Here is a 13156-nt window from a genome sequence, read left to right as displayed (position 1 = left end):
CCTTGTATTTACTTGCGGTTTTTACCGCGCCCCTTGCGGATCAGCCCTTCGTACTGATGCGCCAGCAGATGCGACTGGACCTGCGTCACCGTATCCATGGTTACCGAGACCATGATCAGCAGAGACGTGCCACCAAAATAGAACGGCAGACTGTAATTGCTCATGGCGAAGTCCGGCAGCAGGCAGACCAGCACGAGATATACCGCGCCGATGGCGGTGAGGCGGGTAAGCACGGTGTCGAAATACTTCGCCGTATTGCTGCCCGGGCGGATGCCGGGGATGAAGGCGCCGTTCTTCTTCAGGTTCTCGGCCGTTTCTTCAGGGTTGAAGGCGATCGCAGCCCAGACGAAAGAGAAAGTCATGATCAGCGCGGCAAACAGAAGCATATACAGCGGCTGACCGCGGGAAAGCTGGTGCGCCAGGGCCTGCAGCCAACCGGGGCCGCCCGCCGAGAAGCCGACGAAGGTGGCAGGGATGACCAGCAGGGAGCTGGCGAAGATCGGCGGCATCACGCCCGAGGCGTTCACCTTGAGCGGCATGTAGTTGCTCTCGCCGCCATAGATGCGCTGGCCGATCTGGCGCTTGGGATGCTGGATGAGAATCCGGCGCTGCGCGCGCTCCATGAACACGATGAAGCCGATGACCAACAGCGCCGCGACGAAGAACGTGATGATAAAGATGGTGGACAGCGCACCGGTGGAGCCCAGCTCCAGGATATTGGCGATGGCGACCGGCATGTTGGCGACGATACCGGCGAAGATGATGAGACTGGAGCCGGTGCCAATGCCGCGCGAAGTGATCTGCTCGCCAAGCCACATCACGAACACGGTGCCGCCAACCAGTGTGACCACCGCGGTGAACTCGAAGAACAGGCCGGGGTCGATCACGGCGGGCCCAAGCGCGCTCTTCACTCGCTCCAGGCTGACCGCGATGCCGTAGGCCTGCGCCGTGGCAATGATGACGGTGAGATAGCGCGTGTACTGGGTGATGCGCTGACGGCCCGAGTCGCCCTCTTTCTTCATCGCCTCCAGCGCCGGGATGGTCGTGGACATCAGCTGAATGATGATGCTGGCGCTGATATAGGGCAGGATGTTGAGGGCGAAGATGGTCATGCGGCCAAGCGCGCCGCCCGTGAACATGTTGAACATGCCAAGGATGCCGCCACCGTTCTGCGTCATCAGATGCGCCATCACGGTCGCGTCCACGCCGGGAACCGGAATATATGTACCCAAACGGAACACAATCAGCGCGCCCAGAGTAAACCAGATGCGCTTGCGCAGCTCCGTGGCCTTGCCGAATGCGCCCAAATTGAGGTTCGCGGCCATCTGTTCAGCGGCGGATGCCATTAATCTATCCTTATCATCCAATAAAAAACGGCGCTTGCCAGTGCTTAGCGCTACAGGCAAGCGCCGTTTTACAGCGCTATTTGCCGGATTTTCTCCGGCAGAGGCAAGAGGCTTAGGCGGCTTCGGCGTCAGCCTTGGCAACCAGGGTGGTCACCTTGCCACCGGCCTGCTCAACCGCGGCAACAGCCGCAGCGGAAGCGCCGGAGACTTCGATGGTCACAGCCTTGCTGATGGTGCCGCGGGCGAGCAGGCGCACGCCTTCCACCTTGTTCAGGCGGACCACGCCGGCCTCGGCCAGAACGGCCTCGGTGATCGGCTGAGACGCATCCAGCTTGCCGGACTCGATCGCCGCTTCGAGCGTGCCGAGGTTCAGCGGCGCGTACTCTTTGCGGTTGATGTTGGTGAAGCCACGCTTCGGCAGACGACGGTAGATCGGGAGCTGACCACCCTCGAAGCCGTTCAGGGACACGCCCTCACGAGCCTTCTGACCCTTCACACCCTTACCGGAGGTCTTGCCCTTGCCGGAGCCGATGCCGCGGCCAAGGCGCTTGGACTTCAGCCGGGCGCCGGGATTGTCGCGAATTTCATTGAGTTTCATGACGAATATCCTTGCACGGAGCGGCTTACGCCAGCTCCTCGACCTTCAGCAGGTGCTTGACCTTGTTGACCATGCCCAGCACTTCCGGCGTAGCGGTGACCTCGATGGTCTTGCTGATCTTGTTCAGACCAAGACCGATCAGGGTCGCCTGCTGGCCAGGCTTGCGCCCGTTGCCAGACGCGACCTGCGTGATCCGAATCTTCTTATCAGACATCGCTCACCTCCACGGCCGCTTCCTTGTGGGCCGGGCCATACAGATCCGCCACCTTCTTGCCACGGCGGCTAGCCACCTGGCGCGGGCTGGTCACGTTGGCCAGCGCGGCGAAGGTCGCCTTCACCATGTTGTGCGGGTTACGGCTACCCAGGGACTTGGCAACCACGTCGCCAATGCCCAGGGTCTCGAACACGGCGCGCAGCGGGCCACCGGCGATGATACCGGTACCGGCCGGAGCCGAACGGATGACGACATCACCCGCGCCGAAGATGCCGCGCACGTCGTGGTGCAGCGTGCGGCCTTCCTTCATCGGAACGCGAATCATGGTCTTCTTCGCGCGCTCGGTCGCCTTGCGGATCGCCTCGGGAACCTCACGGGCCTTGCCAGCGCCGTAGCCAACGCGGCCCTTCTGGTCGCCAACGACGACCAGAGCGGCAAACGCAAACCGGCGACCACCCTTCACGACCTTGGCGACGCGGTTGATCGTCACCAGCTTGTCGACGAACTCGTCACCAGCCTCGCGCTCGCGCTCGCGTTCGCGATTCCTGCCGCCGCTGCCGCCTTCGCGTGCTTCACGTGCCATGTGCAAACCCTCTTAGAAGTCGAGGCCGCCCTCGCGGGCCGCCTCTGCCAGGGCTTTCACCCGGCCATGATACAGATAAGAACCGCGGTCGAATACCACGGAGACAACGCCAGCAGCCTTGGAGCGCTCGGCGATCAGCTTGCCCACGGCGGTGGCGGCATCCTTGTCGGCGCCGGTGCGCAGCGCAGCCTTCAGATCTTTGTCCAGGGTCGAAGCGGCGGCCAGGGTGCAGCCCTGGGCGTCGTCGATGATCTGGGCGTAGATGTGCTTGCCAGAGCGGAACACGGACAAGCGCGGACGCCCGCCCGACTTCTGCCGGAGCTGATAGCGGAGACGGGCCCGGCGGCGCGCCTGCAATTCCAGATTGCTCGACATTATTTCTTCTTACCCTCTTTCCGGCGGATCGCCTCGCCTTCGAACTTAACACCCTTGCCCTTATACGGCTCGGGCGGACGGTGGCTGCGCAGCTCGGCGCAGACCTGACCAACCTGACGCTTGTCCACACCCTCGACCTTGATCGAGGTCGGCTTCTCACAGGTCACCTTGATCCCGGCCGGGATCGGGTACACCACATCGTGGGAGAATCCGAGGTTGACCACCAGATTGGCCCCCTGCACCGCAGCGCGGTAACCGGTACCGGTGATCTCCAGCGTCTTCGAGTAGCCCTGCGACACACCCTTCACCATGTTGGCGATGTTGGCACGGGTGGTGCCCCACATCATACGGGCCTGGGCAGCCTTGGTCTTCGGCTCAACCGAGACCTTGTTGCCTTCGATCTTGGCCTCGACCAGATCCGTGAGGGCGAGTTTCAGCTCGCCCAGCTTGCCCTTCGCCGTGATCACGTTGTCGGCCAGCGCAACGGTGACGCCAGCGGGGATCTCGACGGGATATTTGCCTACGCGCGACATATCTGCTCCCTCCCTTAGAAGACGCGGCAGAGAACTTCGCCGCCGACATTGGCAGCGCGGGCCTCGACATCGCTCATCACGCCGCGCGGCGTGGAGAGGATGGAAACACCCAGACCATTATAGACGCGCGGCAGCTCCTTGATCTTGGAGTAAACGCGGCGGCCCGGACGGGACACGCGGCTGATCTCCTTGATCACCGGCTGACCGTCATTGTACTTCAGCTCAATGCGGAGCTGAGCAATGCCGGGGCGCACTTCCTCGCGGGCGAAACCGCGGATGAAGCCTTCGCGCTTCAGGACGTCCAGCACGTTGGCGCGCAGGTTGGAAGCAGGCGCAACGCAAGACGTCAGACGAGCGTGCTGCGCGTTACGAATACGGGTGAGCATATCGCCCAAAGGATCGGACATCGACATTTTTAAACCGCCCTTTCCTTACCAGCTGGCCTTGGTGACACCGGGGATCTGCCCGGTGCTCGCCAGATCGCGGAAGGCGACACGGCAAAGCTTAAACTTACGATAATTGCCACGGGCGCGACCCGTGAGCTCGCAACGCAGGCGCACGCGAACCTTCGCGCCGTTGCGCGGCAGCTGCGCGAGCTTGAGGCTCGCCTCAAAGCGGTCTTCCACCGGCAGCGAACGATCCATGATCGTCGCCTTCAGCGTTGCACGTTTCGCCTGATCACGGGCGGCCATGCGCTCACGCTTGCCGTTTCGGTTGACCTGCGATGTCTTAGCCATCTTCTGATACCCTCCGGAACCTGCCAGTCTCTACCAGCCGTTTTCCAACAAAAATTTTCGCGATGCCGCTCACTTCTGGAACGGCAAGTTGAAACCCTTCAGCAACGCCTTGGCCTCGGCATCGGTCTTCGCGCTGGTGACGAAGATGATGTCCATGCCACGGATCGCATCGACCTTGTCATAGACGATCTCAGGGAAAATGATCTGTTCCTTGAGGCCCATGGCGTAGTTTCCGCGTCCGTCGAAGCCCTTATTAGCAGGCATTCCACGGAAGTCACGCACGCGAGGCAGCGCAATCGTCACAAGACGATCAAGAAATTCGTACATGCGGTCGCGGCGCAGGGTCACCTTGCACCCGATCGGCAGGCCAGCACGGATCTTGAAGCCAGCAATCGCCTTTTTCGCCAGCGTCTTCACAGGCTTCTGACCGGAGATCAGCGTCAGCTCGGCCAGCGCGGCTTCCAGCTTCTTCTGGTCAGCGGCGGCTTCGCCAACGCCCATGTTGATCACGATCTTCTGCAGGGACGGCACCTCGAACGGGTTCGAGTAGCCGAACTCCTTCTGCAGCTGCTCACGCACCACCTCACGGTAGTATTTCTGAAGGCGGGGCAGCTCTTTCACTTCGCTCATATTGGCCTCCTCAGCCTTCAATAGCGGTGCCGCTCTTGCGGGCGACACGCACTTTGCGGCCATCGTCCAGCACGCGGAAGCCAACCTTGGTCGGCTTGTCCGTGGCGGGGTCGATCAGCGCCAGATTAGACAGGTCCACGGCGGCCTCACGCTCGATGATGCCACCCTGCTCGCCCATGCGGGTCGCCTTGGTGTGGTGCTTAGCCACAGCAACGCCCTGCACAACGGCACGGTTCTCGGACGGGATCACGCGCAGCACTTCGCCGCGGGAGCCCTTGGCGGCGCCGGAAATAACCAGCACCTTGTCGCCCTTTTTAATACGCGCGGCCATGTTACAGCACCTCCGGCGCCAGGCTGATGATCTTCATGAACTTCTTCGCACGCAGCTCACGCACCACGGGCCCAAAGATACGGGTGCCGATCGGCTCCATCTGCTTGTTGATAAGCACGGCGGCGTTGCGGTCGAAGCGAATGGCGCTGCCATCGGCGCGGCGAACCGGGAAGGCCGTGCGCACGACAACCGCCTGGTGCACGTCACCCTTCTTCACCTTGCCACGGGGGATGGCATCCTTCACGGAGACGACGATGACATCGCCAACCGAAGCGGTCTTACGCTTGGAGCCGCCGAGCACCTTGATGCACTGCACGCGGCGGGCGCCGGAGTTGTCAGCAACATCGAGGTTGGATTCTACGATAATCATGGTTCAGCCCCCTCAGCCGGCCTGCTGGTCGGTGATGGCGGCGCCGTTGCGCTCCGTCACAACCCAGGTCTTGCGCTTGCTGATCGGCGCGCATTCTTCAATGCGAACCACATCACCTTCGACGCACACATTGCCCTCGTCATGCGCCGCGTACTTCTTGGAGCGGCGAATGAACTTCTTGTACAGCGGATGCATGATGCGACGCTCGACAAGCACGGTGATCGTCTTGTCCATCTTATCGCTCACGACACGCCCGGTCAGAACACGTTTCGGCATGGTACCCTCTTAACCCTTCACAGCCGAACGCGCGCGCTCAGCCAGAATCGTCTTCACCCGCGCGATCTCGCGACGCACCGCGCGCACGCGGCTGGTGTTTTCCTGCTGGCCGGTGGCGCGCTGGAAACGCAGGTTGAACTGCTCCTTGCGCAGATCCAGCAGCAGGCTCTTCAGCTCGTCCGGGGTCTTCACCCGGATGTCACTAGCAGCGGTCATCTCTTAAGCCTCCCCGATACGGGTGACGAACTTGGTGCGGATCGGCAGCTTGGCGGCACCCAGAGCCAGCGCCTCGCGGGCCAGCGGCTCGGCGACGCCGTCGATCTCGAACATAATACGGCCGGGCTGCACGCGGGCCACCCAGAATTCCGGGCTGCCCTTACCGGAGCCCATACGCACTTCGGCGGGCTTGGTGGAGACGGGCAGGTCCGGGAAGATGCGGATCCACACGCGGCCGGCACGCTTCATGCAGCGGGTGATGGCGCGGCGGGCAGACTCGATCTGGCGGGCGGTAATACGCTCCGGCTCCAGCGCCTTCAGGCCGAACGCGCCGAAATTCAGCTGCGTGTTGCCTTTGGCGTTGCCGTGGATGCGGCCCTTATGCGCCTTGCGGAACTTGGTACGCTTTGGAGACATCATGGCTTAAAAATTCCTTAGCGCTGCGGAGCCTGTTCGGCCGCGCGCTTATCCTGCGCGAACGGGTCCTGAACCAGAATCTCGCCCTTGAAAATCCAAACCTTCACGCCGCAGGTGCCGTAGGTGGTCTTCGCGGTGGCAACGCCGTAATCGATATCGGCGCGCAGCGTGTGCAGGGGCACACGGCCTTCGCGGTACCACTCAACGCGGGCGATCTCGGCGCCGCCGAGACGGCCGGAGCAGGTAATCTTGATGCCTTGGGCACCCAGACGCATCGCGGACTGCACAGCGCGCTTCATCGCACGGCGGAAAGCCACGCGGCGCTCCAGCTGCTGGGAGATGTTCTCGGCCACCAGCGTGGCGTCGATCTCCGGCTTGCGGATTTCCATGATATTGAGGGCCACATCGGCCTTCGCCATCGAGGACAGCTCCTTGCGCAGGCTGTCGATATCCTGCCCCTTCTTGCCGATCACCACACCCGGGCGAGCAGCATAGATGGTCACGCGCGGCTTCTTGGCCGGACGCTCAATGACCACGCGGGACACGCCCGCCTGCTGCAGCTTGCCGCGCAGGTGGTTGCGCAGCTTGATGTCGTCATGCAGCAGTTTAGCGTAGTCCTTGTCGGCGTACCAGCGGCTGTCCCAAGTGCGGGTGATGCCGAGGCGCAGGCCGATCGGATTAATCTTGTGACCCATGTTACGCAGCCTCCCCGGCAGACTTCGCGGACTTACCAAAGCCCGGACGAGCATCGCGCATCGGCTTCTCGGCCTGCTCGCGTTCCTCAACAACGATCTTCAGATGGCTGAACCACTTCTCCACGGTCGCGGAACGGCCACGGCCACGGGCATGGAAACGGCGCATCACGATGCCACGGCCAACCTCAGCCAGCTTCACATAGAGCTTGTCCACGTCCAGCTGGTGGTTGTTCTCGGCATTGGCGATCGCGCTCTCCAGAGCCTTCTTCACCTGCTTCGCGACGCGACGCTTGGAGAAGGTCAGGTCGGCCAGCGCACGGCTGGCCGGGAGGTTGCGGATGGAGCCCGCAACCAGGTTCAGCTTGCGCGGGCTAACACGAATGTTGCGCGCAATGGCCTCCGCCTGATTGTCGGCCAGGCCGCGCTCGGCTTTCGGTTTGCTCATCTTAGCCCCGCTTCGCTTTCTTGTCGGCCGCGTGCCCCGGGAAGGTGCGCGTCGGCGAGAATTCACCAAACTTGTGGCCGACCATGTTCTCGTTCACCTGCACCGGCAGAAATTTCTTGCCGTTGTAGACACCGAAGGTCAGGCCGACAAACTGCGGCAGGATCGTGGAGCGGCGCGACCAGATCTTGATGATCTCGTTACGGCCGGAGGCGCGAGACGCCTCCGCCTTGCCAAGGAGGTATCCGTCCACAAACGGACCTTTCCAAACAGAACGTGACATCGATTAGCCCTTCCCGCCTTTCGCACGGCGGATGATGAGATTATCCGTGCGCTTGTTGCTGCGCGTCTTGTAACCCTTGGTCGGCTTGCCCCACGGCGTAACCGGATGACGGCCACCGGAGGTACGGCCTTCACCACCACCATGCGGGTGATCGACCGGGTTCATAACCACACCGCGGTTATGCGGCTTGCGGCCCAGCCAGCGAGAGCGACCAGCCTTGCCGATCTGCTCATTCTGGTGGTCGGAGTTGGAGACCGCGCCGATGGTGGCCATGCACTCGCCGCGCACCATGCGCAGCTCACCGGACATCAGCTTGATCTGGGCATACCCCTGATCCTTGCCGACCAGCTGGGCGAAGGTGCCGGCCGAACGGGCCAGCTTGCCGCCGGCGCCAGCCTTCAGCTCGATATTGTGGATGATCGTGCCCACCGGAATGGCGGACAGCGGCATCGCGTTACCGGGCTTGATGTCAACGCGGGCACCGGAGATGACCGGATCCCCGGCCTTCAGACGCTGCGGGGCCAGGATGTAGGCCAGCTCGCCATCGGCGTACTTGATCAGCGCGATAAAGGCGGTGCGGTTCGGGTCATATTCCAGACGTTCGACCGTCGCCGGCACATCGAACTTGCGGCGCTTGAAGTCCACCAGACGGTAGGACTGCTTGTGTCCGCCGCCGCGGAAGCGGCTGGTGATACGGCCGTGGTTGTTACGGCCACCGGTCGAGCTCTTGCCCTCGGTCAGCCCCTTAACGGGCTTGCCCTTCCAGAGCTCGCTGCGGTCGATCAGGACGGTGCCGCGAAGGCTCGCCGTGACCGGATTAAAATGTTTCAATGCCATAATCCGCGCCTCACACCAGACCGGTGGTGAAATCGATGCTCTCGCCCTCGGCGAGCGTCACGAACGCCTTCTTCACGTCGGAGCGAATGCCCGGGCGGCCCTTGAACCGCTTGGTTTTGCCCTTCGTGACCAGCGTATTCACACCGGTAACTTTAACCTTGAACAGAGCTTCGATCGCAGCCTTGATTTCAGGCTTCGTCGCGTCGCTCGCCACCTTGAACACGAACTGGTTCTTCTCGGAGAGAAGAGTCGCCTTCTCGGTGATATGCGGAGCGCGCACGACTTCGTAGATACGCTCCGGGGAAATTTTCACGGTGCTCATGCCAGGCGCTCCTTCAGCCCCTCGATGCCGGCCTTGGTGATGACCAGCACGTCGTGACGCACAATGTCATAGACATTCGCGCCGACGACCGGCAGCACATCGAGGCCGTGCACGTTACGGCTGGCGCGGAGGAACTTCTCCTCCACGGCGGCATCGACGATCAGCGCCGAGCTCCAGCCAAAGTTCTTCACGCGGGACGCCACGTCCTTGGTCTTCTCGATGCCGCCAACGGCATCCAGAACCACCAGCTTGCCCTCGGCCGCCTTCTGCGACAGTGCGGAGACGAGGCCCAGACGGCGCACCTTCTTGTTCAGCGAGTAGCCATGGTCGCGCACAACGGGACCATGCACCACGCCACCGGTACGGAACTGCGGTGCACGCAGAGAGCCCTGACGGGCGTTACCCGTGCCCTTCTGCTTGTACGGCTTACGGGTGGTGCCCGAAACCTCGCCCATGCCCTTCACCTTGTGGGTGCCGGCACGGCGCTTGGCCAGCTGCCAATGGATCACGCGGGCGATAATGTCCGTGCGGGGCTCAGCGGCGAAGATATCGTCCGGCAGCTCAGCGCTGCCAACGGCCTTCGCGTCAAAATCAACAACATCCAGCTTCATCGACTTAGCCCTTCAGCGCCGCGGGGTAGGCGGCATCCGCCGGCCGCGCCTTCTTGATCGCATCGCGCATCAGCACGTAGCCACCCTTGGAACCGGGGACCGCGCCATGCACGAGGACCAGATTACGTTCCGCGTCCACACCCGCTACTTCGAGGTTGAGGGTGGTCACGCGCTCCTGGCCGAGATGACCGGCCATCTTCTTGTTCTTGAAGGTCTTGCCGGGATCCTGACGATTACCGGTGGAACCCAGGCTACGATGGCTGATGGACACGCCGTGGGAGGCTTCCAAACCACGGAAGTTCCAGCGCTTCATACCACCGGCGAAGCCCTTACCCTTGGTGATACCGGCAACATCGACGAACTGGCCGATAGCGAAGTGCGAAGCGGAGATCGCAGCGCCAGCTTCCAGCACGGCATCATCGGCCACGCGGAATTCCACCAGCTTCTGCGCCGGCTCTACCTTGCCCTTGGCGAAGTGGCCCTTCTGCGCCTTGCTCACATTCTTCGGCTTGGCCTTGCCAATGCCGAGCTGCACGGCGGAGTAGCCGTCGGTCTCAACCGTCCGCGCCGCCACAACCCGCACCTCGTCGAGATGCAGCACCGTGACCGGCACATGCGTGCCGTCTTCCTTGAACAGCCGGGTCATCCCCAGCTTTTTTGCGATCACACCGGTACGCATAATACCAATACCACCTAAGCTTAGATCTTAATTTCGACTTCGACGCCGGCGGCCAGGTCGAGCTTCATCAGCGCGTCCACGGTCTGCGGGGTCGGGTCAACGATATCCAGCAAGCGCCGATGCGTCCGGATTTCGAACTGCTCGCGGCTCTTCTTATCAACGTGCGGGGAACGGTTCACGGTGAACCGCTCGATATGGGTCGGCAAAGGAATCGGCCCCCGCACCTGAGCGCCCGTGCGCTTCGCCGTGTTGACGATGTCCTTCGTGCTGTTGTCCAGCACGCGGTGGTCATACGCCTTCAGGCGGATACGGATGTTCTGATTGTCCATCTTACTCAAGCTCTTCTGTAGATACGGGGGCCGGTAGGCTTACTTCTCGATCTTGGCGACGACGCCCGAACCGACGGTACGGCCGCCTTCGCGGATCGCGAAGCGGAGACCTTCGTCCATGGCGATCGGGGCGATCAGCTCAACGGCGATCGTCACGTTGTCGCCCGGCATCACCATCTCGGTGCCCTCAGGCAGCGTCACCACGCCGGTCACGTCCGTGGTGCGGAAGTAGAACTGCGGGCGGTAGTTGGTGAAGAACGGGGTATGACGGCCACCTTCTTCCTTGGTCAGGATGTAGGCCTGGCCAGAGAACTTGGTGTGCGGGGTGATGGAGCCCGGGGCCGCCAGAACCTGGCCGCGCTCGATGTCCTCACGCTTGGTGCCGCGCAGCAGCGCGCCGATGTTGTCGCCAGCCTGGCCCTGGTCGAGCAGCTTGCGGAACATTTCCACGCCGGTCACGGTCGTCTTGGTGGTCGGACGCAGGCCGACGATCTCGACTTCCTCACCAACCTTGATGATACCACGCTCGACGCGGCCGGTCGCCACGGTGCCGCGGCCGGAGATGGAGAACACGTCTTCCACCGGCATCAGGAACGGCTTGTCGATGGCGCGCTCCGGCTGCGGGATGTAGCTGTCAACAGCTTCCATCAGCTTCAGGATGGCTTCGCGGCCGATCTCGGGGTTGGTGTCGTTCAGGGCACAAACGGCGGAACCCTTGATGATGGGGATATCATCGCCGGGGAAGCCGTAGTTGGAGAGCAGCTCGCGCACTTCCATCTCGACCAGCTCGACCAGATCAGGGTCGGCAAGGTCCATCTTGTTCAGGAACACGACCAGAGCCGGCACGCCGACCTGACGGGCGAGCAGGATGTGCTCACGGGTCTGCGGCATCGGGCCATCGGCGGCGGACACGACCAGGATCGCGCCGTCCATCTGAGCGGCACCGGTGATCATGTTCTTCACGTAGTCGGCGTGGCCAGGGCAGTCCACGTGCGCGTAGTGACGGTTGTCGGTCTCATACTCCACATGGGCGGTGGAGATGGTGATGCCGCGAGCGCGCTCTTCCGGGGCCTTGTCGATCTGGTCGTAGGCGGTGAAGGTAGCACCACCCTTCTCGGCCAGCACCTTGGTGATGGCGGCGGTCAGCGAGGTCTTGCCATGGTCAACGTGGCCGATGGTGCCGATGTTGACGTGCGGCTTATTGCGCTCAAATTTAGCTTTGGCCATTTAACTGCTCCGTGTGCAGGCTAAAAACAGTAACGTTCAGTCCGATTACCACCGGTAGTGGCTGAAAGCCTTGTTGGCTTCGGCCATACGGTGAGTGTCTTCGCGCTTCTTAACGGCAGAACCACGGTTATTCACCGCATCCTGCAGCTCGTTCGACAGACGCTCTTCCATCGTGTGCTCCCCACGCTTGCGCGCGGAGTCGATGATCCAGCGAATCGCCAGCGCCTGACGGCGCTCAGCGCGAACTTCAACGGGAACCTGGTAGGTCGCACCGCCAACGCGGCGAGAGCGAACCTCAATGGCCGGCTTCACGTTGTCCAGCGCCTCGTGGAACAAGCGAACCGGGTCGGCATTCGCCCCGCCGCGCTTCTTCAGCACGTCCAGCGCACCGTAGACAATGCTCTCGGCCACAGATTTTTTGCCGTCATGCATCAGCACATTCATGAAACGGCTGATCACGACATCACCGAACTTGGCGTCCGGCAGAACTTCACGCTTAATCGCGCGACGGCGACGGCTCATCTCAATCTCTCCTTACTTCGGACGCTTCGCGCCGTAGAGCGAGCGGCGCTTACGGCGCTTCGGCAGGCCCTGCGTATCGAGCACGCCGCGCAGAATATGGTAACGCACGCCGGGAAGGTCTTTCACGCGCCCGCCACGGATCAGCACCACAGAGTGCTCCTGCAGGTTATGGCCTTCACCAGGGATGTAGCTCACAACTTCGAAGCCATTGGTCAGACGCACCTTGGCGACCTTACGAAGCGCCGAGTTCGGCTTCTTCGGTGTGGTCGTGTAGACGCGCGTGCAAACGCCGCGCTTTTGGGGGCAGCCCTCAAGGGCAGGCACCTTATTACGCTTCGGCGCCGGCTCGCGGCCTTTGGCGATCAACTGATTAATGGTCGGCATATCTCATCCTGCTTCGTGTGTATCCCGGTGGCGCCTTCGCCTTGACGTCTGGTCATCACAAAAGGACCCCCGTACCGCAGATTCCTGCCTTACGGAATGTCCCGCTCTAGCACGCGGCCTAGGTATGGGATGTTCCCACACGGCGCCGCACGCGCCAGATTGTATAGACGACCCACGCCAGAGAACTCTGGAACCGCGA

At 62.3% G+C, this 13156-nt stretch carries 25 protein-coding genes; all 25 read right to left on the bottom strand.

Going from position 1 to position 13156, the window contains the following annotated elements; translation table 11 throughout:
* Positions 1-8: 8 nt before the first annotated feature.
* The 25 genes from secY to rpsL all read right to left on the bottom strand — a co-directional run bounded on the left by secY (position 9) and on the right by rpsL (position 12957).
* Entirely contained in the window at positions 9-1346 is a 1338-nt protein-coding gene (secY, locus tag HNP71_RS05375; protein WP_183265859.1) for a preprotein translocase subunit SecY, read from the bottom strand.
* A 112-nt stretch (positions 1347-1458) separates the two neighbouring features.
* A complete protein-coding gene (gene rplO, locus HNP71_RS05370) occupies positions 1459-1944 on the bottom strand; it encodes a 50S ribosomal protein L15 (protein ID WP_183265858.1) in 486 nt (161 codons plus the stop codon).
* Between the two features lie 25 nt (positions 1945-1969).
* Positions 1970-2158: a 50S ribosomal protein L30 gene (rpmD, locus tag HNP71_RS05365; protein ID WP_183265857.1), complete on the bottom strand. Its 189-nt coding sequence runs from the start codon at positions 2156-2158 to the stop codon at positions 1970-1972.
* Complete coding sequence (rpsE, locus tag HNP71_RS05360) at positions 2151-2741, bottom strand: 30S ribosomal protein S5 (protein WP_183265856.1); 591 nt, start codon at positions 2739-2741, stop codon at positions 2151-2153. The genes rpmD and rpsE overlap by 8 nt, the downstream gene beginning before the upstream one ends.
* Before the next feature lie 12 nt (positions 2742-2753).
* Entirely contained in the window at positions 2754-3116 is a 363-nt protein-coding gene (gene rplR / locus HNP71_RS05355; RefSeq protein ID WP_183265855.1) for a 50S ribosomal protein L18, read from the bottom strand.
* Entirely contained in the window at positions 3116-3649 is a 534-nt protein-coding gene (rplF, locus tag HNP71_RS05350) for a 50S ribosomal protein L6 (protein WP_183265854.1), read from the bottom strand. The genes rplR and rplF overlap by 1 nt, the downstream gene beginning before the upstream one ends.
* Positions 3650-3663: 14 nt before the next feature.
* Positions 3664-4062, bottom strand: coding sequence for a 30S ribosomal protein S8 (gene rpsH / locus HNP71_RS05345; RefSeq protein WP_183265853.1), 399 nt, complete (start codon positions 4060-4062; stop codon positions 3664-3666).
* An 18-nt stretch (positions 4063-4080) separates the two neighbouring features.
* Entirely contained in the window at positions 4081-4386 is a 306-nt protein-coding gene (gene rpsN / locus HNP71_RS05340) for a 30S ribosomal protein S14 (RefSeq protein ID WP_183265852.1), read from the bottom strand.
* Positions 4387-4455: 69 nt separating this feature from the next.
* Complete coding sequence (gene rplE, locus HNP71_RS05335; RefSeq protein ID WP_183265851.1) at positions 4456-5016, bottom strand: 50S ribosomal protein L5; 561 nt, start codon at positions 5014-5016, stop codon at positions 4456-4458.
* 10 nt (positions 5017-5026) lie between these two features.
* Positions 5027-5347 carry a 50S ribosomal protein L24 gene (gene rplX, locus HNP71_RS05330; RefSeq protein ID WP_183265850.1) on the bottom strand — a complete coding sequence of 107 codons (321 nt, stop codon included), beginning with the start codon at positions 5345-5347 and terminating at the stop codon, positions 5027-5029.
* A gap of 1 nt (position 5348) precedes the next feature.
* Positions 5349-5717: a 50S ribosomal protein L14 gene (gene rplN / locus HNP71_RS05325; protein ID WP_183265849.1), complete on the bottom strand. Its 369-nt coding sequence runs from the start codon at positions 5715-5717 to the stop codon at positions 5349-5351.
* A gap of 12 nt (positions 5718-5729) precedes the next feature.
* Positions 5730-5993, bottom strand: coding sequence for a 30S ribosomal protein S17 (gene rpsQ, locus HNP71_RS05320; RefSeq protein WP_183265848.1), 264 nt, complete (start codon positions 5991-5993; stop codon positions 5730-5732).
* A gap of 9 nt (positions 5994-6002) precedes the next feature.
* Positions 6003-6209 carry a 50S ribosomal protein L29 gene (gene rpmC / locus HNP71_RS05315; RefSeq protein WP_183265847.1) on the bottom strand — a complete coding sequence of 69 codons (207 nt, stop codon included), beginning with the start codon at positions 6207-6209 and terminating at the stop codon, positions 6003-6005.
* A gap of 3 nt (positions 6210-6212) precedes the next feature.
* Positions 6213-6629, bottom strand: coding sequence for a 50S ribosomal protein L16 (gene rplP, locus HNP71_RS05310; RefSeq protein ID WP_183265846.1), 417 nt, complete (start codon positions 6627-6629; stop codon positions 6213-6215).
* Positions 6630-6643: 14 nt separating this feature from the next.
* A complete protein-coding gene (rpsC, locus tag HNP71_RS05305; protein ID WP_183265845.1) occupies positions 6644-7321 on the bottom strand; it encodes a 30S ribosomal protein S3 in 678 nt (225 codons plus the stop codon).
* 1 nt (position 7322) lies between these two features.
* On the bottom strand, positions 7323-7766 hold the full coding sequence (rplV, locus tag HNP71_RS05300; protein ID WP_183265844.1) for a 50S ribosomal protein L22: 444 nt from the start codon (positions 7764-7766) through the stop codon (positions 7323-7325).
* A gap of 1 nt (position 7767) precedes the next feature.
* Positions 7768-8046, bottom strand: coding sequence for a 30S ribosomal protein S19 (gene rpsS, locus HNP71_RS05295; RefSeq protein WP_183265843.1), 279 nt, complete (start codon positions 8044-8046; stop codon positions 7768-7770).
* 3 nt (positions 8047-8049) lie between these two features.
* Positions 8050-8883: a 50S ribosomal protein L2 gene (gene rplB, locus HNP71_RS05290; protein ID WP_183265842.1), complete on the bottom strand. Its 834-nt coding sequence runs from the start codon at positions 8881-8883 to the stop codon at positions 8050-8052.
* 10 nt (positions 8884-8893) lie between these two features.
* The gene (locus HNP71_RS05285) at positions 8894-9205 is read right to left on the bottom strand and encodes a 50S ribosomal protein L23 (RefSeq protein WP_183265841.1); all 312 of its coding nucleotides are present in this window, start codon (positions 9203-9205) and stop codon (positions 8894-8896) included.
* Positions 9202-9816: a 50S ribosomal protein L4 gene (gene rplD / locus HNP71_RS05280; protein ID WP_183265840.1), complete on the bottom strand. Its 615-nt coding sequence runs from the start codon at positions 9814-9816 to the stop codon at positions 9202-9204. The genes HNP71_RS05285 and rplD overlap by 4 nt, the downstream gene beginning before the upstream one ends.
* A 4-nt stretch (positions 9817-9820) precedes the next feature.
* On the bottom strand, positions 9821-10495 hold the full coding sequence (gene rplC, locus HNP71_RS05275) for a 50S ribosomal protein L3 (protein ID WP_183265839.1): 675 nt from the start codon (positions 10493-10495) through the stop codon (positions 9821-9823).
* A 20-nt stretch (positions 10496-10515) separates the two neighbouring features.
* A complete protein-coding gene (rpsJ, locus tag HNP71_RS05270; protein WP_008494541.1) occupies positions 10516-10824 on the bottom strand; it encodes a 30S ribosomal protein S10 in 309 nt (102 codons plus the stop codon).
* A 39-nt stretch (positions 10825-10863) separates the two neighbouring features.
* On the bottom strand, positions 10864-12051 hold the full coding sequence (gene tuf / locus HNP71_RS05265) for an elongation factor Tu (RefSeq protein ID WP_183265838.1): 1188 nt from the start codon (positions 12049-12051) through the stop codon (positions 10864-10866).
* A gap of 45 nt (positions 12052-12096) precedes the next feature.
* A complete protein-coding gene (rpsG, locus tag HNP71_RS05260; protein ID WP_183265837.1) occupies positions 12097-12573 on the bottom strand; it encodes a 30S ribosomal protein S7 in 477 nt (158 codons plus the stop codon).
* A 12-nt stretch (positions 12574-12585) separates the two neighbouring features.
* On the bottom strand, positions 12586-12957 hold the full coding sequence (gene rpsL / locus HNP71_RS05255; protein ID WP_183265836.1) for a 30S ribosomal protein S12: 372 nt from the start codon (positions 12955-12957) through the stop codon (positions 12586-12588).
* Positions 12958-13156 lie beyond the last annotated feature (199 nt).

This window comes from Acidocella aromatica, assembly GCF_014201825.1.
Taxonomy (GTDB): Bacteria; Pseudomonadota; Alphaproteobacteria; order Acetobacterales; family Acetobacteraceae; genus Acidocella; species Acidocella aromatica.
This window is presented reverse-complemented; position numbering and strand designations above follow the sequence as displayed.